General features: G+C 61.0%; 15 protein-coding genes. 11 read left to right on the top strand and 4 right to left on the bottom strand.

Annotated features, from left to right (window positions below):
- Window positions 1–159 precede the first annotated feature (159 nt).
- The 6 genes from CV013_RS10570 (at window position 160) to CV013_RS10545 (ending at window position 7745) form a co-directional block, all read left to right on the top strand.
- On the top strand, window positions 160–2322 hold the full coding sequence (locus CV013_RS10570) for a TonB-dependent receptor (RefSeq protein ID WP_102155461.1): 2163 nt from the start codon (window positions 160–162) through the stop codon (window positions 2320–2322).
- A gap of 320 nt (window positions 2323–2642) precedes the next feature.
- Window positions 2643–3500 (top strand): enoyl-CoA hydratase/isomerase family protein, encoded by an 858-nt coding sequence (locus CV013_RS10565; protein ID WP_102155459.1) that lies wholly within the window; start codon window positions 2643–2645, stop codon window positions 3498–3500.
- A gap of 191 nt (window positions 3501–3691) precedes the next feature.
- Window positions 3692–4582, top strand: a complete 891-nt coding sequence (locus tag CV013_RS10560; protein WP_102155457.1) for an SDR family oxidoreductase — start codon at window positions 3692–3694, stop codon at window positions 4580–4582.
- Window positions 4583–4587: 5 nt separating this feature from the next.
- Window positions 4588–5586: a zinc-binding dehydrogenase gene (locus tag CV013_RS10555; RefSeq protein ID WP_102155940.1), complete on the top strand. Its 999-nt coding sequence runs from the start codon at window positions 4588–4590 to the stop codon at window positions 5584–5586.
- A gap of 241 nt (window positions 5587–5827) precedes the next feature.
- A complete protein-coding gene (locus tag CV013_RS10550; protein WP_102155456.1) occupies window positions 5828–6646 on the top strand; it encodes a TetR/AcrR family transcriptional regulator C-terminal domain-containing protein in 819 nt (272 codons plus the stop codon).
- 124 nt (window positions 6647–6770) lie between these two features.
- Window positions 6771–7745, top strand: coding sequence for an NADPH:quinone oxidoreductase family protein (locus CV013_RS10545; RefSeq protein WP_102155454.1), 975 nt, complete (start codon window positions 6771–6773; stop codon window positions 7743–7745).
- A 54-nt stretch (window positions 7746–7799) separates the two neighbouring features.
- Here the strand turns inward: CV013_RS10545 and CV013_RS10540 are convergent, their stop codons facing one another.
- On the bottom strand, window positions 7800–8606 hold the full coding sequence (locus CV013_RS10540) for an SDR family NAD(P)-dependent oxidoreductase (RefSeq protein ID WP_223805220.1): 807 nt from the start codon (window positions 8604–8606) through the stop codon (window positions 7800–7802).
- Between the two features lie 308 nt (window positions 8607–8914).
- Here CV013_RS10540 and CV013_RS10535 point away from each other — a divergent pair, with 308 nt between their 5' ends.
- The 5 genes from CV013_RS10535 (at window position 8915) to CV013_RS10515 (ending at window position 16380) form a co-directional block, all read left to right on the top strand.
- Window positions 8915–10120 (top strand): acetyl-CoA C-acetyltransferase, encoded by a 1206-nt coding sequence (locus CV013_RS10535; RefSeq protein WP_102155938.1) that lies wholly within the window; start codon window positions 8915–8917, stop codon window positions 10118–10120.
- A 23-nt stretch (window positions 10121–10143) separates the two neighbouring features.
- On the top strand, window positions 10144–12324 hold the full coding sequence (locus CV013_RS10530) for a 3-hydroxyacyl-CoA dehydrogenase NAD-binding domain-containing protein (RefSeq protein ID WP_190276491.1): 2181 nt from the start codon (window positions 10144–10146) through the stop codon (window positions 12322–12324).
- Window positions 12325–12371: 47 nt separating this feature from the next.
- A complete protein-coding gene (locus tag CV013_RS10525) occupies window positions 12372–14000 on the top strand; it encodes a fatty acid--CoA ligase (RefSeq protein WP_102155452.1) in 1629 nt (542 codons plus the stop codon).
- Between the two features lie 51 nt (window positions 14001–14051).
- A complete protein-coding gene (locus CV013_RS10520) occupies window positions 14052–15212 on the top strand; it encodes an acyl-CoA dehydrogenase family protein (RefSeq protein ID WP_102155451.1) in 1161 nt (386 codons plus the stop codon).
- 85 nt (window positions 15213–15297) lie between these two features.
- A complete protein-coding gene (locus CV013_RS10515; RefSeq protein ID WP_102155448.1) occupies window positions 15298–16380 on the top strand; it encodes a CaiB/BaiF CoA transferase family protein in 1083 nt (360 codons plus the stop codon).
- A 65-nt stretch (window positions 16381–16445) separates the two neighbouring features.
- On the opposite strand, the gene CV013_RS10510 is transcribed toward CV013_RS10515, so the two are convergent.
- The 3 genes from CV013_RS10510 to CV013_RS10500 form a co-directional block, all read right to left on the bottom strand.
- Window positions 16446–17507 (bottom strand): aromatic ring-hydroxylating dioxygenase subunit alpha, encoded by a 1062-nt coding sequence (locus tag CV013_RS10510; RefSeq protein ID WP_102155446.1) that lies wholly within the window; start codon window positions 17505–17507, stop codon window positions 16446–16448.
- 107 nt (window positions 17508–17614) lie between these two features.
- Window positions 17615–18388, bottom strand: a complete 774-nt coding sequence (locus tag CV013_RS10505; RefSeq protein WP_102155444.1) for an SDR family NAD(P)-dependent oxidoreductase — start codon at window positions 18386–18388, stop codon at window positions 17615–17617.
- 18 nt (window positions 18389–18406) lie between these two features.
- The gene (locus tag CV013_RS10500) at window positions 18407–19645 is read right to left on the bottom strand and encodes a thiolase family protein (RefSeq protein ID WP_102155936.1); all 1239 of its coding nucleotides are present in this window, start codon (window positions 19643–19645) and stop codon (window positions 18407–18409) included.
- Window positions 19646–19711 lie beyond the last annotated feature (66 nt).

The raw sequence follows: 19711 nt of genomic DNA, 5'->3' as shown, positions 1-19711 counted from the left end.
TGCAGTCTCGAATGAGTTGACAAATTAACCCCCCTATCATAAAACTTTTAGTGAAAATTCTGGTGTGCAGACTGACCTTTAAGTCGCCTGATGGCGACTAATTTTTGGCAGTTATTTTTTGCATTATAATAATAAATTGAAGTGGATGAGGGTATAAAGATGAAGGCAAAACTGGTATTGTTGTGCGGGGCTTCGGCCTTAACTTTCCTGAGTCAGCCGGTGCTTGCACAGGCGAGCAGTGATTCACAGTCTTCGGAAGCGGTGGCCGAGGAATCTGGCGAAGCTGTCGGTGGTGACATCATTGTCACAGCTCAACGGCGTGAGCAGCGCCTTCAGGATGTGCCGATCTCCATCAGCGCGGTGAATTCATCCACATTGGAAAATACCGGGGTAACCGGTACGTCACAGCTTCAGTCGGTCGTTCCCAACCTGGTTGTGGTCAAGTCGGTCGGTGCTGCCGCTCCGTTCCTGCGTGGGATCGGTTCTTCTTCGGCTGACATTGCCGCAGAGAGTTCTGTGGCGATCTATGTCGATGGCGTCTATCAGCCGTCCGTTTACGCCAACGTGTTTGAGTTCAACGGTCTCGAACGAATCGAGGTGCTCAAAGGTCCGCAGGGCACCCTTTTCGGTCGCAATGCCACAGGCGGTGTTGTGCAGGTCGTTACCAAGGCGCCAAGTTTCAGTCCCGAAATGAACTTTGCGGTCAGCTATGGTAACTACGAGACTGTAAGTGCGGCGGGCTATGTTTCGGCCGGCCTGTCGGACAATGTGGCTGCAAATCTGGCGGTTCAGTATCAAAATCAGAATGAGGGCTGGGGCAGGAACGTAACACTCGGTACAGACGATTATTATGCCCGCGATTTCAATGCGCGTGCAAAGCTCTTGTTTACGCCGGGGGATGCAACCGAAATTACGCTGGCGGGTAACTATGGAAAGTTCACCCACCACAATATTGGACTCCAGAACCCACCCGGCGCGGGGCAGGGATTTCTCGGGCGATACCAGACTGCCGGGAATGACGATGCGTTCGTTGACGGCGAGGGCTACGGCGGATCGCTCACCGCTACGCATGATTTTGGCAGTTTCCAGATAAGGAGCATTACAGCCTATTCGAAATTTGATGCGACCCAGACGATCGATCAGGACGCCTCGCCGCTGCATGTCGTGAGGGGTGATTTCGTCATCGATACGCGTATGGTTTCCGAAGAGTTCCATATTATGGCCCCTTCGGATGCGAAGTTTCAATGGCTCGCTGGTGTCTTCTATTATAACTATGACGCCGCTATTAATCCCACGAAAATTACGGGGCTTGCTTTCTCCCCTCTTCCCGGCGTGTCGTTATTCGGGGTGGATGAGACCCGGTCGATCTCGGGCTTCGCTCAAGGTACATATCCTCTGACGGATAAGCTCAGTGTGACTGCGGGGATTCGGTACACCCGTGACGAGGTGACATATACCGGGTCGCAAAACATCTCGGATTCGCCAGTCGCTCTCGACCCCGAGCAGACTAAGAAACTGGTAACTGAGAAGCCGACGTGGCGGGTTTCCTTGGACTACAAATTCAGTCCCGAAGTGCTGGGTTATATTTCGTATAACCGTGGCACGAAATCAGGCGGCTTCTCTCTTGGAACTGCGCCGTCGTTCAATACGGGGTTCCTGCCCGAGCAGCTCGACGCCTATGAAGCCGGTCTGAAAACGGAACTGTTTGACCGAAAGCTGATATTCAACACGTCGGCCTTCTACTATGATTTCGAGAACATCCAGTTCCAGCGTGTGGTCGCGGGCGTGGTTCAGACTGTGAACGGGCCGTCCGCGAAACTTTACGGGGCAGAGGTAGAGTTGACGGGCAGGGTCACACCGGAACTCACCCTGCGTGCCAACGGGGGTTACCTGCACACGGAGATTGGCGATTTCCCTGGCGCTCCCAATACGAACCGTTTGCCCAATGGCCTTAACGACAATGGCGATCCAACGTACAATGCAAAGGGCAACCGTTTGCCCAATGCTCCAGAGTTCTCGGGGAATGTCGGTTTCGAATATCGCTATCCGATTAATAACGGTGCGATCAGGCTTAGCAGCAATCTGCTGTATGCCGGTAAAGCCTTCAACGAACTGGATAACCGTCTTTTCGTAGATGAGCATGTGGTGCTTTCGGCGTCGCTTGGCTGGGAAGGCGATGATGGGCTTCGCCTATCGGTCTGGGCCAATAACCTGACCGATTCCTACTACTACTCATTCCAGGCCGGAGTGGCGGGGGGATCTGACATCGCGCAGCCTGCTCCGCCGCGTACCTATGGTGTGACTTTGGGGTACAGCTTCTAAGTGCCGATGAATGCTGGCCGTCGGGTTCGCAGATTGCCGGTCTGACATCAGTGAAGTGACGAAGTGTGCAGGGCGCCGACGGGAGGGCAACTTTCCGTCGGCGCATCCTGTCTGTCTCCCGCTCCGGCGGCGCCAGCACATAGCGATTGTCTCAATTTTATTTTCATGTACCTTAATTATTAGTCGCGGCTTCTGGCAGGCGGATTGGCGATCTGGCGCCGTCGGCCTGATTTGGAAGCTGCCGAATATCGGGCGAGGGAGGCAAGGCCACCGAGCGGAGCCACTTCGCGCCTGAATGAGCTATTGGGAAGGATATTGAAATGGTAACCAGGTTCCTGCCGGACGAAGAGTTTGAGAGCTACTCCGAGCGCCTCTCCCCCTTTTTCAAGATGAAGCGCGAAGATGGCATCATCGAGGTGCGGGTGCATACGAACGGCGAGGAGGCTCTGTTCGGTCTCGAACTGCACCGCGCCTTCACACAGATGTTCCGCGCGGTCGGTGCCGACCGCAAGAACGAGGTGATGATCCTCACCGGAACGGGCGATTACTGGGTCAAGTCGGTGGATCACAACACCAGTGTCGGCAAGGAAATCGACGGCGAAGCGCCGCCGCCATTTACCGACCTGATCTACGATTTGTTTCACACCGACGGGACCAAGATCGTCGAAGAGCTGATCTGGAACGTGAACATCCCTGTCATCGGCGCGATCAACGGGCCGGGCTTCCACGCTGAAACACCCTTGCTGGCGGATCTTACGCTGTGCACCCCCGATACGACCTTCGTCGAACCGCATTTCACGCTTGGCCTCGTACCGGGCGACGGGAATTACCTGATCCTGCAGGAGTTGATGGGCCTGAAGCGCGCGAACAAGGCGATGTTCCTCGGCCAGCCCGTCACCGCGCAACAGGCGCTGGACTGGGGTCTGGTGAGCGACATCGTGCCGCGGGATGAGCTTCTCAAGCAATCTTGGGCAATGGCCCGGCATCTGATGGCCCGCCCCCGTGAGGTTAGAGCGCTGACGACCAACGTCGCGCGGCAGCGCTGGAAGAACCTCTTCACCCGCGAATTTGCGCTGCATCTTTCGCACGAGGTCACCGCGGCCATTCTTCGCCCTGCTTCGATCGACGGCCAGCCGGACGTGGTGACCGGCAAGTCGGGCTATTTCGAAATGAAATGATCCCAGCGGGTCCGGGCCTGCCGCGTCATGCGATGCGGCAGGCCCGGACCCGCTCGGCGCGCACCACCGGCTGGGCAGTTTTGCGGGTTCCGGTTGGCTAAAGGCCGCCTTAAATTGACAAATGTAATAATTATTTTGGCTAGCAGGAGCGCTTTCAAAAAAAGCGCATGGCCGATCTAGGGAGAGTTGAGATGAAGGTTCTGGTTACGGCCGCCTATGGCCATCAAGGCAAGCTTCTGATCCCAAAGCTGGCTGCTGCCGGATTCGATGTCCGGGGTGCGCGCGGAACGCCGGGGCGGGACGAAGAAGTGTTGCGCCTAGGGGCCAAGGAAGTCTTCGTCGGCGACCTTAGCGATCCCGAAGTCTATACCGAAGCGCTCGATGGCTGCGAGGCCGTCTACCATATCGGCCCTGGGGCCCATCCGCGCGAGCTGGCGATGGGATATGCTATGGTCGAGGCCGCGAAGAAGGTGGGCGTGCGGCACGTGGTCCTTCTCTCGTTGTTGCAGCCGTTCATCGACATCATCCAGCACCGCTACAAGCTCGATCATGAGCTGGCGCTGGTCAAATCGGGCCTTAATTTCACCGCGCTGCGACCATGCGATTTCATGACGCCGGAAGTCTATGTCGCTCCGGCCATGCACACAGGCACGCTGCCGTTCTTCCATGAAGATGACAGCCGGGTGCATAGCTATCTCTCGCTCGAGGATCTGACCGATGTGGCGGCCAAGGTGCTGATCGAAGGATCGGCCCACTATTTCGCGACCTATGAACTCGCCGGGCCGGACAAGCTCACCCATGCAGGCATGGCGCAGATCCTGACGCGCGTGATGGGCCGCGAGATCACGCCTGCCCCCGGGACCGCAGACGACCTGATCAACGCGCTATGGGCGGATCGCGAACCCGGCAGCGATTTCAGCCATCAGGAGGACATTATCCGGTCGATCATGGCCTGGTATAAGCAATACGACTTCGTCGGCAATCCGCGCACGCTCGAATGGCTGCTCGGACGCCCGGCCACAACTTTCGAGCAATTCGCGACCAAGGCCTATGCCGATCTCTCCGGTGGCAAGGGGGTGTGAAGGCCATGAAAGCCATCTGCTATACCGACGACCGTTCTCTCGAAGTCCGTGAGGTGCCGACGCTGACGGAGCCCGCCGCAGGCCATGTCCTTGTGAACATGGACTCGGCCAGCATCATGCATGGGGACAAGTTCTTCCTCGGCCACCCGCTTCCCAACGGCACCTGGGCAACCGCGCTGCACGACATTTATGGCTCGAACGGAGGCGGCACCATCGCTGCGATCGGGGCCGGTGTCCCGGAGCGATATCTGGAGCGCAAGGTGGCCATCTACAAAGCGCTGAAGCCGAGCGCCGAGGCGACGGGCTTGTGGTGCGAGACGGCTCAGGTTCCTTATGAGACCTGCCTCATCCTGCCCGATAACGTGCGGGTGCGAGACTATAATGGTTCGCTCGCCAACATCCTGACCATCTATGCCTTTCTGGCGCAGGCACAGAGTGAGGGGCATCGCGGCATCATCGCCACGGCGGGCTCTTCGGCAACCGGATTGATCGCCGCGGCTTTGACCCGCCGGATGGGCATTCCGGCCATCTTCCTTGTCAGGTCGGAAGCCTCGCGTGACACACTTGTCGGCAAGGGCATCGAGAACGTCTTGCTGACAAGCGATGGAGATTTCGAGGAGCAACTGCGGGATCTGGCCACTCGCCTCGATACGACCGCCGTGTTCGACGGCGTCGGGGGCGAACTGCTTGGCCGCATCGTGCCGGCATTGCCCGAAGGCGCGACAATCTATGTCGCCGGCATCATGGGCGCGGCAAAGCCTGCGGTGTTTTCCACCATGCACATCGTGGAGAAAAACCTCACCATCAAGCGCTACTCGGTGCTCGAAACGGTGACCTTGTCGGACCCTGTAAAGCTTGCTGCGGCGACCCGGGATATCGAAGCGCTTATCGATGATCCGCTGCTCGCGACGAGAATCGGCAAGGAGTTCGGCTTCGACAAGATCGAGGAGGCCATGACGTACGACTCCTCGGCAGGGCTCAGGCCCGTTCTGGTCACCCGCTGAGGGAAGCGCCGGACCGATTTCGGGTTTCCTCCGGCGGTCGATCGCAGACTGTCACGCTGCATTCGCAGGCCCCAAAACTGTATCGATCAGCTTGCTTCCACCGCGTTTCAAAGTGTGAGTATTGTCCGACCTTCGCCTCGGCAGACCTTTACATGGAGGTCATCCGTCTGACAGAAGGGATAAAATGGTGTCACTGCGCCGCTGTGCGGCGTAATTTTCTTGAAGACAGGGGCTTTGGGGTTTGAGCTGGAACAAGAGCAGCGGGGACGACGAGGACGGCAAGCCAAACCGCAAGCCTGCCCGGGGCGCGGGTCGACGGCCCGGACGTCCGGCGGCCAATGAGAAGGGCGGGGTCAGTCGGCGCAGCATCCTGCAAAAGGCGCTCAAGCTTTCCAAGACGGTCGCGTTGCAGGACCTTTCGATCGTCGTTGTCGCGCGGTCGCTTGAGGTCACGCCGGCGCTGATACACTACTATATCGGCGGGCGAGACTGGCTGACGTCCGGTATCATGAACCTGTTCTACAAGAGCCTGATCAGGAAGTGGCCGGAGGTGACCGGTGACTGGGAGCAGGATGTGCGGAATTCGTCGAGAGCCTTTTTCGACCATCTCGTGGCATATCCGGGGATCGCCGCCTATCTTGTCTTGAACCACCAGTTCCGCGTTTTCCAGCTCACCGCTTTCCGCGACCGCGACTACGGCGCCGAGATGCTAGACCGGTTCGTCGGTAGCGTGCGCGCGGCGGGACTTTCTGCCGAGCGCACGGGCATTTACGGGCAACTCATTCATGAGTTTGTGATCACCACGGCCCATCAGGCCTCGCACGCTCTGCTGCCCGCCGACCATCGCCAATTCCTCGAAGACAAGCTCGCCAGTCTTGACCCCGAGCGGACGCAGAACATCGTTTTCGGCAAGGTGGCTCCGCTCGAACTCAACGCTGACAAGCTGTTCGAGGAAGGGATGTCGATGTTCCTGCTGGGCATCGAACGCGATCGCAAGATCGAAGGCGTGTCCGGCACGACGAAAACCGCCTCGGCCAAGCGAAAAACCTCCGCCAACTAGGCACTGCTGCTGGGGCAGCCCCATCTCTTCCGTGAATTGCTAAAATTGCGGTGGTATCGCGCCGCCAGATATTTTATGCCCATCTCAATTATGCGTCGTTCAGAGCGCAGTTGAGGAGAGAGATATGTTTGCGTGGCAGGCCGAAAAATTTGGCGAACCGCTCGATGTTCTGGAACTGAAGGACATGGAGAAGCCGGTTGCAGGACCCGGCGAAGTGGTGATTAAGGTGGGCGCCGTTGGGCTGGGCCTTCCCGACCAGATGTCGGTGCAGGGCCGCTACCCCTTCGTGACCGAGTGCCCCGCAATCCCCGGGCATTCCTTCTCTGGAACGATCGATACCGCCGGGCCGGACAGCGCATTCTCTCAGGGCCAGCGCGTCATGGCCCGCACGATGTACAAGAACCAGGCCGGAGCGCTTGCGGAGTATGCGGTCGCGCAGGAAATCGACACGTTCCCCGTTCCCGATGCGCTCGATGACGAGCAGGCTGCGGGTTTCGTTGTTCCCTATCACACAGCCTATGTCGGGCTAGTCAGCCGGGGCAAACTTGCCGAAGGAGAGACGCTGCTGGTGCTGGGCGGCTCCGGTGCCAGCGGGTCGGCAGCGATAGAACTGGGCAAGGCGCTGGGGGCGACAGTCGTCGCGACCGCTCGCGGAGAGGCCAAGGCCGAATTCTGCCGGAAGCTGGGCGCCGATCATGTCATCGATACCACCCGGTCCCATATCGGCGAGGCGGTCCGCGAGGTGACGGGCGGCCACGGGGCAGACGTGATCTTCGATCCCGTAGGCGGGGAACCGAGCGACGCGGCTGCTCAGGGCATCGCTTTCGGGGGGAGGCTTGTCCTGATCGGCATTTCGGCAGGATTTCCGACCCTGAGCCCGATCGACATGATCAACCGGACCTATAGCGTGATGGGGGCGGCGCTGCCCAATCGCACGGCGGACGAGCGGAGTCAGGCCATCGCAGACCTCGATGCGCTCGCCACCAGTGGCAAGATCTCGGTGCCCATCGAAGGCCGTTATCCCTTCGCGGAAGCCCCCAGCCTGATTGCTCGCCTTGGTGGCGAGATCATGGGCCGGCACATCATCAAGGTGCAATAGTCTGAAAGCGGGCGGCGGCGTTCCTGCGATGGATTCGCCGCTGCCCGATCCAGCTCAGCGCGTTCCGGCGATCCCGCCGTCGACAGGCAGGACGATGCCTGTCAGATAGGCACCCGCCGCGCTCGACAGATAGATTATGGCACCAGCGATATCGGCGGGGTTTCCCATTCTACGCATGGGGATTTTGCCCGTGAGGCCTGAGTCTTCGTCTTGCAGATGCGCCGTCATGTCGGTGGGGAAATAGCCGGGCGCGACGGTGTTGACGTTGATGTTGCGCGAAACAAGATCCGCGGCGAGCTGGCTACCCAGAAAATGGATCGCAGCCTTGCTCGCGCCATAGCTGTACGCTTGCAGATCGGTGACGCCCGATCCCGCGATCGAACCAATGTTGATTACGCGCGCCGGATCTCCCGTGCTGGCAGCCGCTTCCAATTCGGGAAGCAGTTCCTGAATCAGGCGGAACGGTGCCTGTACATTGACCGCCATCACACCGGCCCATGCCTTGTCCGGAAAGCTGTCGAATGGCGCCCCCCAGGTTCGGCCCGCATTGTTGACCAGAATATGCAGCGCTGTTTCGCCTTTTTGGCGGAAAAGCGCTGCCAGCTCGGTAATTCCATCCGGGCTCCCGGCATCGCCCGGCAGTGCTTCGCATGGGCCCAGCGCGTTGAGATCTGCTGCGGCGGCGAGGGCGTCTTCTTCCTTGCGGGAGGTGATATAGACCTTCGCGCCAGCCCGCAGCAGGCCTGCGGCGATCATCTTGCCAAGGCCGCGCGCCCCGCCAGTGACCAGCGCAACTTTATCGGTTAGCGAGAACAGATCCGCGATGTCTGTGCTCGTCATGCCATTGGCCGTGTTAGCCATTTTAGATCTCCAATTGCTATGATTATTAATAGTTCGACGTGAGCGGGGTGCGTTGTCTCGTCGTGAATTGACCTGCGGGATGGTTGGGTTCGGCACACACTACACGGCCTTTTCTACCCATGTTTCCAAATGTCCCCCTGCCTCTCCATGCGCGGCGGGCATGACTGCCACGCATGCCCCGGCCACATTAACCGATTGCGGTTGACGATATTAGTTTTAATAGGCATGTCAATAAATGACCCGTCCTGATGGCCGTTTTCGGGCGTCAGTTCGGTGGCTATCAGGCGAATAAAATAACAGGATTCAGGATGACAGAGGCTTTAATCTACGATCATGTCCGCACGCCCCGCGGCCGAGGTCGTGACGATGGTTCGCTTCATGAAGTAACCTCGGTGCAATTGGCGACCCAGCTTCTCGTGGCGCTTCGCGACCGCAACGACCTCGATACCGCTCTGCTCGACGATGTCATTCTCGGCAGCGCGCAGCCGGTGGGCGAGCAGGGCGGTGTGCTGGCGCGCGCGGCGGTGCTCAACGCGGGCTATGCGCAGAGCGTCGGCGGCCAGCAGATCAACCGCTTCTGTGCCTCAGCGCTCGATGCAGTGAACCTGATTTCGGCGCAGGTGATGGCCGGGATGGTGCAGGGCGGCATTGGCGGCGGTGTCGAAGCGATGAGCCGGACGCGATTGGCCACCGATACCGGCCCATGGGCGGCGGACCCGGCGATTACCTTCAGCAATCACTATGCGCCGCAAGGCATTGGCGCGGATCTGATCGCGACGCTCGACGGCTATACGCGTGAAGACGTCGACAGCTATGCGATCGAAAGCCAGCGGCGCGCGGCTGAGAGCTGGGCCGAAGGCCGTTTCGATGGCGCTATCGTGCCGGTCCGCGATGTTCTGGGCGAGGTGCTGCTGGACCATGACGAGGCGATCAGGCCGGGCACCACGCTAGAACAGCTCGCCAAGCTGAAGCCCGCCTTCGAGGGCTTCGGCAAGGCTGGTTTCGAAGCCGTGGTGAAGGATCGCTATCCGCAAGTCGAACAGCTCGACTACGTCCACCACGGCGGCAACAGTTCGGGCATTGTCGATGGTTCGGGCATGGTTCTCGTCGGCTCAGCGGAGTTCGGCAAGAACGCGGGGCTCAAGCCGCGCGCAAAAATCCGCAGCTATGCCAGCATCGGGTCCGAGCCGACGATCATGCTCACCGCCCCGGCGGCGGTCAGCGAGAAGGCTTTGGCCATCGCGGGCATGTCCAAGGATGATATCGACCTGTTCGAGCTGAACGAAGCCTTCGCGAGCATGATGCTGCGCTACATGCGCACGCTCGACATTCCGCACGACAAGATCAACGTGAATGGCGGTGCGATCGCCATGGGGCACCCGATGGGCGCGACCGGGGCGATGATCCTCGGCACCGTCCTCGACGAACTGGAGCGGCGCGACCTCAGCACCGCCCTCGTCTCGCTGTGCGCGGCCAATGGCCTGGGCACTGCCACCATTATCGAGCGCGTTTGATCGCCCCATCGGAGCATAATACCATGCGACACATCAAGATTTCCAAGGGCGCCGATGGCGTGGCCACGCTCGTCCTCGACAATGCCGACGCTCCCATGAACGTCGTCTCGCAGGATTTCGTCAGCGAAATGACTGAGGCGATCGAGAGCCTCGCTAGCGATGACGATGTCCGCGGCGTGATCCTGACATCGGCCAAGCCCGCCTTCATGGCGGGGGCGGACCTCAAATTCCTGGTCGGAGCCTATGACCGGGCGACGACGCACGCTCATTTCGAATTCTCGCAAGGCGCAACCGCTATGCACCGCGCCATCGAGCAGTCGGGCAAGCCGTGGGTTGCTATCCTCGACGGGTTGGCACTTGGTGGCGGCTTTGAACTGGCTCTGGCGTGCCATCGCCGGATCGCTGTGGATCGCCCGGGTACGGTCGTGGGCTTGCCCGAGGTTAATGTCGGCCTCCTGCCCGGATCGGGCGGGACGCAGCGCCTGCTGCGTATCGCGGGTGTGAAGGTCGCGCTCGACCTGCTGTTGTCCGGCAGGCAGCTTGGTGTCGAGGAAGCGCTGAAACTGGGGATCATCGATGACGTCGTTGCTACCGGCGAAGCAGAAGCCAGCGCCAGGGCCTGGCTTGCGACCGACCCCGATCCGGTCAAGCCGTGGGACGTGAAGCGCGCCCCTCCGCCGCAGAAGCTCGGCATTCTGGTTCCAAGCGATGCTGCGGACTACTCGATGGCGGCGGCCAGCCTGGCGAAGAAAGGCTATAACCTGCCTGCAGGCCCGGCGATCCTGTCGACCGTGTACGAAGGTGCCCAACTGCCGATGGACAAGGCTCTGTCGGTCGAAAGCAAGTACTTCGCGCAGCTTTTGGGCAGCCCGGTCGCGCGCAACATCATCCGCACCAGCTTCATCAGTCGCAAGGCGGCGGAGAAGGGCGCCTGGCGTCCTGCCGACGTGCCCAAGTCCAAGGTGAGCAAAATCGGTGTGCTCGGCGCGGGCATGATGGGCGCGGGCATCGCTTTTGTTTCTGCAAAGGCCGGTATCGACGTCGTCCTGCTAGACCGCGATGTGCCCAGTGCAGAGAAGGGACGGCAATATTCGGCCAAGGTCACACAGAAGCTCATCGCCTCGGGCAGGATGGCCGAGAACGACGACGAGGCCATCCTCGACCGGATCACGGCGACCGACGATTTCGCCCTGCTTGAAGGCTGTGACCTGATTGTCGAGGCGGTGTTCGAAGACATGGCGATCAAGGCGGAGACCACCGCCAAGGCCGAAGCTGTCATTCCCGAACATGCCGTGTTCGGTTCGAACACCTCCACCCTGCCGATCAGCGAGCTGGCCAAGGCGTCCAAGCGGCCCGATCAGTTCATCGGCATCCACTTCTTCTCGCCTGTTGACCGGATGAGCCTGGTCGAACTGATCATGGGCCACCAGACCGCGCCCGAAACGCTCGCCAAGGCGCTCGATTTCGTGGCCCAGATCCGCAAGACGCCGATCATCGTCAACGACAGCCGCGGCTTCTATACCAGCCGCGTTTTCCAGACGCTGATCCACGAGGGCGCGGCGATGCTGGGCGAGGGCGTCCCGCCCGCCGTGATCGAGAATGCCGCCAAGGCCATCGGGATGCCCGTGGGGCCGCTTACACTGCTTGACGAGCTGAGCTTCGATCTGCCGCTGGCGATTGTCGATCAGGCGATCGCGCAGGAAGGCGACAACTACCTCGTCCCCGCTGGCGTTGCGACGCTGCGTCGGATGCGGGACGAACTAGGCCGTGGTGGCCGCAAGGCGGGCGGTGGTTTCTACGAATATCCCGAAGATGGCACGAAGCGGCTCTGGCCGGGGCTCGTCGAGCATTTCCCGCAGACCGACGACTGGGACATCGAGGATATCAAGGCGCGGCTGCTCTATACGCAGTCGCTCGAAACCGTCCGCTGCCTGGAGGAGGGCGTGATCGAGACGCCCGAGGATGGCGATCTCGGCTCGGTCTATGGCTGGGGCTTCCCGCTGTGGACCGGCGGGACGGTCAGCTACATCGATACTGTAGGTGCGCCTGCGTTCGTGCGCGAGGCAGACCGCCTGGCGCAGCTTTATGGCGAACGTTTCGCCCCGCCAAAGATGCTGCGCGACATGGCGAGCAACGGGGCGCAGTTCTACGCGGACAAGGGCGAGGCCGCCACAGAGAAGCGAACCGCGCTTGCAGACGCCTGAGTGCCGGTGGTTCGAGACATAAGAAAAATACTAAGGAGAGAGTCGCGATGATCGGTGAGATGTCGAACGGAGATTATCCGTTAATTGTCCGCCATCTCATGCCAACCGCCAACAGGTCGACCATAGCCGGTGAGATCGTGGATGCGAGCGGGCTGCGCTTTACCTATCCGCAGTTCGAGGAACGGGCTGCGAAACTGGCGGACGCGTTGACGGCGTGCGGTGTGAAGCAAGGCGAAACCGTCGCCGTGCTGGACTGGGATACCCATCGATATCTGGAGTGCTTCTACGCCATTCCGTCGATGGGCTGCGTGCTGATGACCGTGAATATTCGCCTGTCGCGCGATCAGGTCCGTTACACGATCGATCATGCCGGGGCGAAGACGGTCATCGCGCATCCCGATTTCCTGCCGCTGCTGACGGCTGGCGATCCGGAACTGAATCTGGAACGGATTATCGTCGTCGGCGATGCAGGCGATTTCGAAGTGCCGCCCGGGGTGGAGATGACGGAATTCTACGCCATCACCGATGCTGCCGCGCCCGAGTTCGATTACCCCGAGATCGACGAACGCTCGCGCGCCACGATGTTCTACACATCGGGCACCACCGGCAATCCGAAGGGCGTCTATTACTCGCACCGGCAGCTGTTCCTGCACACGATGTCCATACTTGCGACGTTCGGCGCCGCGCCCGCGCAGGGCCGGTTTGATGCCGACGACGTCTACATGCCGATCACGCCGCTGTTCCACGCCCATGCCTGGGGTTTTCCCTATGCGGCAACGCTGCTCGGCACCAAGCAGGTCTATCCGGGGCGCTATAAGACCGACACGCTGCTCAAGCTGATCGAGGAAGAAGGCGTCACCTTCTCCCACTGCGTCGCCTCGGTTCTGCGGATGATGCTCGATGAAGCCAAAGTCCGGAAGATCGATCTGTCGGGCAAGAAGATGCTGATCGGGGGCGGGGCGCTGCCCGAAGGCTTGGCCCGCGCCGCGCTCGAACAGGGCATCGACATCTTCAGCGGATACGGCATGTCCGAGGCCTGCGCGGTTCAGACGATCAATCACCTGACTGCGACCGAAGTCGCCGCTCCGTTTGAGGAGCAACTGCAACTACGCACCAGGCCCGGTCGTCCGATCCTGTTGTGCGATGTGCGGACCGCGAATCCCGATCTCAGCGAGGCAGCGGTTGGTGAAGAAGGCGAAGTCGTCTTCCGTGGCCCGTGGCTGACGCCCGGCTACTGGCGTAACGAAGAGGCGTCGAAGGAATTGTGGCGCGGGGGCTGGCTGCATTCGGGGGACATCGGCAAGTTCGGCGCAGACGGTGCCTTGCGGATCACCGACCGCGTCAAGGATGTGATCAAGTCCGGCGGCGAATGGATCTCCTCGCTGATGCTGGAAAGCCTGATCTCGCAGGTCGAAGGCGTCTCCGAAAGCGCGGTGATCGCGGTGCCCGATGCTCGCTGGAGCGAACGGCCGATGGCGCTGGTCGTGCCGCAGGACGGCTGCGATCTCGACGTCGAAACAATACGAGCCAGGCTGACCGAGGCTGCCGAAGCGGGTGCTATTCCGCGCTACGGCGTGCCGGAGCAGATCAGGATCGTCGATCAGCTGGAAAAGACCAGCGTCGGCAAGCTCGACAAGAAAGCGCTGCGTGCGCGCTATGTGGAACGGGTTGAATAAGATGGTTTCGTTTACTCAGGACAGCAGCATTACGAGCCGGGAGATCATGCTATGCAACGTGTGATCTTCGAGCCGGAGCACGAGCAGTTTCGCGATAGCGTCCGCGCTTTCATGCAGGCTGAGGTGGCGCCCCATGCGGAGCGCTGGCGCGAAGCGGGCATCGTGGATCGCGATGTCTATACCAAGGCGGGCGAGGCCGGGCTGCTGTGCACCTGGGCGGACGAAAAGTACGGTGGCGCGGGCGTCGACGATTTTCGCTTCGAGCAGATAATCGTCGAAGAGAATATGCGCCACGGCGATATCGGCTTCTACATTCACCTGCACAGCGATCTGGTCGCGCCCTACATCGCGAAGCTCGGCAATGACGAGCAGAAGGATCGACTGATGCCCGGCATAGTCAGCGGTGAGACAATCCTTGCCGTGGCGATGACCGAACCGTCGACCGGCAGTGATCTTGCCGGGATGCGGACCACGGCGGTGCAGCGCGGCGACGACTGGGTGCTGAACGGAGCCAAGACCTATATTTCGAACGGCATCCTTGCCGATGTCGTCATCGTCGCAGCGCGGACCGACCCCGATAAGCCCCATGCAATGGGCCTGTTCATCGTCGAACGCGGGATGAAGGGCTTCGAACGTGGCGGCAAGCTCGCGAAGATGGGCCTCAAGTCGCAGGATACTGCGGAGCTGTTCTTCGACGACGTCGTCGTCCCTGCGAGGAACCTGATTGGTGAGGCCGGGCAGGGCTTCCGCTATCTGACGCGTCTCCTCGCGCAGGAGCGGCTGGTTGCCGCGATCGGCTTCATGGCGACTGCGCAAGTCGCGTTCGACCTCACGCTCGAATACGTCACCGAGCGCAAGGCCTTCGGCCGGCCTATCGGCACCTTCCAGAACAGCCGTTTCAAGATGGCGGAGATGCGCACGAAGCTCGATGTCGCGCAGACATTTATTGACCAGTGCGTGCTACTGCTCAACGCTGGCGAACTCAGCGGTGACGATGCCGCCAAGTGCAAGCTGCACGCGAGTGAGGTGGAGGCCCAGGTGATCGACGAGTGCGTCCAGCTTCACGGCGGCGCCGGTTACATGGAAGAGTACCGGATCAGCCGCCTGTACACCGACGCGCGCATCAGCCGGATCTTCGCCGGAACGAGCGAGATCATGAAAGAGATCATCGGTCGCGGCCTTGGTCTCGACGAGCGCAAGCTGGCGAAGTGACAATCACTCAGGTTGCCGGGTGCCAGCGCTGCGCGGAGGGTGTGATATCGCGCAATAAAAATAGCTTGATGGAAGGAGTTGCGACGTGACCGAACAGGGTGCCCTGGCTGGCGTGCGGGTCATCGAATTCGAGGCAATCGGTCCCGTGCCATTGGCCGCGACGATCCTCGCCGACATGGGGGCCGAAGTCGTGCGCATCACCCGTCCGAAGCGTGCGGATGACGCATGGGACGACGTTGGCGGTTCCGTGCTCCACCGTGGGCGCCGGACCATCGAGCTGAACCTCAAGACCCAGTGCGATCAGGCCCTCGAACTTGTCGCACGCGCCGACATCGTGCTCGAGGGAATGCGGCCTGGCGTCATGGAGCGGCTCGGCCTCGGACCCGATGCCTGTTTCGACGTCAATCCGGCGCTCGTCTATGGGCGTATGACCGGGTGGGGGCAGGACGGGCCGCTGGCCCAGCAGGCCGGGCATGACCTTAACTATCTGTCGATCACCGGTGCGCTGTGGGCGATGGGTTCGCCCGGCTCGCCGCCTCCCGTACCGCTCAATCTCGTTGGCGATTATGGCGGCGGATCGATGTTCCTGCTGACCGGCGTGCTCGCCGCGATGGCCAGTGCCCGCACCAGCGGCAAGGGGCAGGTCGTCGATGCCGCAATGGTCGACGGGATCACCATGATGACCTCTGTATTCCACGCCTGGCGTGCCAGCGGCATGTGGCGCGATGGCCGGGGGGACAACCTGATCGACGGAGGGGCGCCCTTCTATCGTTGTTACGAATGCGCGGATGGCGAATATATCGCCGTCGGCCCGCTAGAGCCTGCCTTCTTCCGCGCGTTCCTCCGCGGCCTCGGCCTGCCTGAAGACACGCCGCAGAATGACCGTGCGACCTGGCCGGAAATGGCCGCGCTGTTCGCCGAACGCATCGCACAGCGCACGCGCGACGAATGGGCGCAGGTGTTCGACGGGACCGACGCCTGCGTTACGCCGGTGTTGAACTGGGAAGAGGCAGAACGCCATCCGCACAATGTCGCGCGCGGAACCTTCGTCGAGCAAGCGGGTGTCGTGCAACCCTCGCCTGCACCGCGCATGTTGGGTACGCCTTCGTCTATCCATGCCGGGTCCGAACCCACGGTCGAAGAGATGCTGGCGCGCTGGACGCGCTAGAGTAACAAAATGCGCTTCCTCGGAGGCTCACACTCCGAGGAAGCGCGTTCTCACCAACTGTTCGGCTATTTCGCGCTCGCGAGAGCCTTTTCCGATTTGGCTTTCTGCTCGGATGCTGCACCCGAGCTCTCCTCGTCGATGAGCTTTTTGAGTATTTGCCGGGCACGCCCCGCCGCCCGGTCGGTGGTGAGGAAGATCGGCTTGAGATCGTCGAAATCCTCGCCCGCCATTCGCTCCTGAACCATAGCGATCATCGGCTCATCTTCGTTGCGGAAGGCATTGTCGGTGATCTGCCAGACCAATTGTGTGATGGCGTCGTCATCGACCCGGCGATTGCGGGCAAGCATCCAGAAATAATGCGTGTTGGTTCCGTTCTCGGGCGTCAGGAAGTGTGTTGCGGGGAACAGGATGGCGCCTTCGCGCGAATCTCCGCACTCCTTCACGCCGACCTCGAGATAGAGGTTGCTTGGCGCTTCCCAGCGCATGTCTGCCCACCGGTCGCAGGTCTCGGACTCGCTTTCCCAAAACGGCTGCACCGCAGGGGCGATCACCTCTCCGTCGAAGCGATAATTGGCGTGAACGGTCGTACCTTCCCACTTGGTTTCGAACTTCGTGGAATCCGGACTTCCGAACGCGGTATGCAGGAACTGGCCGTGCGTCAGATCGAGCAGGTTATCGACCACGAGCTGATAATTCCCGGTCACGGGGAGATAGCCGTGGGCGAAGGCATAATCGCTGTCTGTGGTGAAGCTTCCTAAATCCGGCAGCTTGTCCTCATCGGCCAGTTCCGGATTGCCCATCCAGATCCACGCCAAGCCATATCTTTCCATCAAGGGGTAGCTCGGAACCTTGGCAGCCTTGGGCACCGGGCCGTGATAGTTGTAAACGCAGCTACCCTGGCCATCGAACCTCAGCCCGTGGTAGGGACACTGGATCGCATCGCCGACGATCTTTCCCTGCGATAGAGGTGCGAAGCGGTGTGGGCAGCGGTCTGCCAATGCGACGAGAACACCCGACGTATCGCGAAAGAGAACCACCGGCTCTTCAAGAAATGTCCGCGCGAGTGGCTTGTCGTCGATCTCTTCCAGCCACGCCGCCGCATACCAAGCATTTCGCATGTAGTTCATCTTCGCCTCTCCAATCGCGTTGCCAGACTCTTTTTTCGGTCTGAGCTTTCGAGTAATTTACAGTACCATTAAAAAACTGCAAGCTGGCATTGTCTGTGATGCAGCGATCAACGCGGCGTCATGCGGGCGCCGGCATCGAGATCGAGCGTAGTCGCGTTCAAATAGGCATTCTCGACAATGTGTTGCGCCAGCTTGGCGAATTCCGATGGCTGGCCCATCCGCTCGGGATAGAGGATCATCCGGTCAATGATCGACTGAGACACGTTGTCAGGCATGCCCGCCACCATCGATGTATTGAACAGGCCCGGTGAAATCGACACAACGCGAATGGCTAGCTGAGCCAGATCGCGCGCCACGGGGAGGGTCAGCCCGACAACGCCTGCTTTGCTGGCGGCGTAGGCGGCCTGGCCGACCTGTCCCTGCGTCGCTGCACCCGAGGCCGTGTTGATGATGACCCCGCGCTCTCCGGTCTCCGCGTCCGGCTCGTTGGTGCTCATGGCCAGCGCGGCAAAGCGGATCACGTTGAAGGTGCCGGTCAGGTTGATCCCGATAACCTTGTTCCAGGTAGCGAGCGGGAAGACTTCGCCCCGCGACACTGTTTTCGCGGCATCCGCGACGCCCGCGCAGTTCACTGCGACATGGATAGCGCCGAATTCGGACACGGCGGCCGCGATCCCATCCTTCACGCTTGTCTCGTCGACCACATCGACGATCCGCGTCAGGCAGGCATCGCCAAGGTCGGACTTGAGCGCCTGCAGCTTCTCCTTGTCGCGATCGAACCCGACGATTCGTGCACCGGCGGCGGCCAACCTGTTGCATGTGGCGAGGCCCAGCCCGGAGGCTGCGCCGGTGACGACGGCGACTTTGCCCTGAAGATCCATGGAAGTTCCTTCTGTCTGTTATTTGCCGAGGATGGTCACGCAGGCGACCGCCTCTTCAATGCCCTGCAATCCGCCGCCATTCTCTGCGATCGCAAGCCGCGCGCCTTCGACCTGACGGGCCCCTGCCTCATTGCGTAATTGCGCGACGAGTTCGTAAACTTGGGCAAGGCCGGTGGCGCCGACTGGATGACCTTTGGATTCCAGCCCGCCGGACGGATTAACCGGCACGCGACCACCAAGGGTGGTTTCGCCCCGCTCGCTCGCGGGGCCGCCTTCGCCGAGCGCGCATAGACCCAGATTTTCGATCTGGATGATCTCGCCCATGGCAGTGGCGTCGTGCACCTCGGCAACGGAGATATCGGCGGGGCCGACGCCCGCCTTCTCGTAAGCGCGCCGGGCAGCGCGCGCGGTGCAGTGGTTCTCGAAGTCCGTCTTCTCGCGATCGCTGCCGGTCTGGACCACCGATGCCAGCACCCGGATCGCGCGCGATGGGTCGATGCCGTGGCGTTTCATCCCCGCAGCGGTCGCCAGCACGACCGCGGCACCGCCATCGGAAACCGGCGAGCACATCGGCAGCGTCAGCGGATAGGTGATCGGCGGCGCGGCCAGCACTTCGTCGATGGTATAGGGCACCCGGTATTGCGACAGCGGGTTTTCGACTGAGTGCTGGTGGTTCTTGGCGGCGACGGCAGCAATCTGGCGCTGCGCAGTTCCGAAGGTCGCCATGTGGAGGCGGGAGAAGGCTGCGTATACGTCCATGAAAACGCTGTAGGGCTTGTCGGACGTGGTGCCTGGCGGCGGCACGATGCCTTCGCCGAGCGCCATGAGGTTCTTGCTGATCTCATCCTTGTCGCAGACGTCCCACGCGCTGTCGAAGGCCCCGAACATCAGCTCGCGGTCCTTGGAAAACATCTTCTCCGCACCCACCGCGAGCGCAATGTCCGCTTCGCCTGCTTTCAGGACGTTGACCGCAAGGTTCAGCGCGGAACTGCCGCTAGCGCAGGCATTTTCGACGTTGACGATCGGGATCTGCTCGATGCCCATAGACCGCAGCGCAATCTGTCCGCGAACCATATGCTGGGCTTCCATGTGGCCTTGCGTTGCGTTGGAGAAATAGGCAACCTCCAGCGCTGACGCCTCGATCCCGGCATCGGCGAGCGCTGCGCTCACCGCTTCCCGGGTCAGGGACTTGATGTCCTTGTCGAGCAGGCGGCCGAACGGTGTCATGCCAACCCCAACAACGTAGATATCTTCCATTCTTCCTGCTCCCAATGTCAGCGTGCGTGTGCGTGCCTTGTCAGCACTGTCAATTTTCTTGGCTGT

This window comes from Tsuneonella flava, assembly GCF_002870965.1.
GTDB lineage: Bacteria > Pseudomonadota > Alphaproteobacteria > Sphingomonadales > Sphingomonadaceae > Tsuneonella > Tsuneonella flava.
The sequence above is the reverse complement of the archived record's forward strand: the minus strand, read 5'-3'. Positions and strand labels throughout refer to the sequence as shown.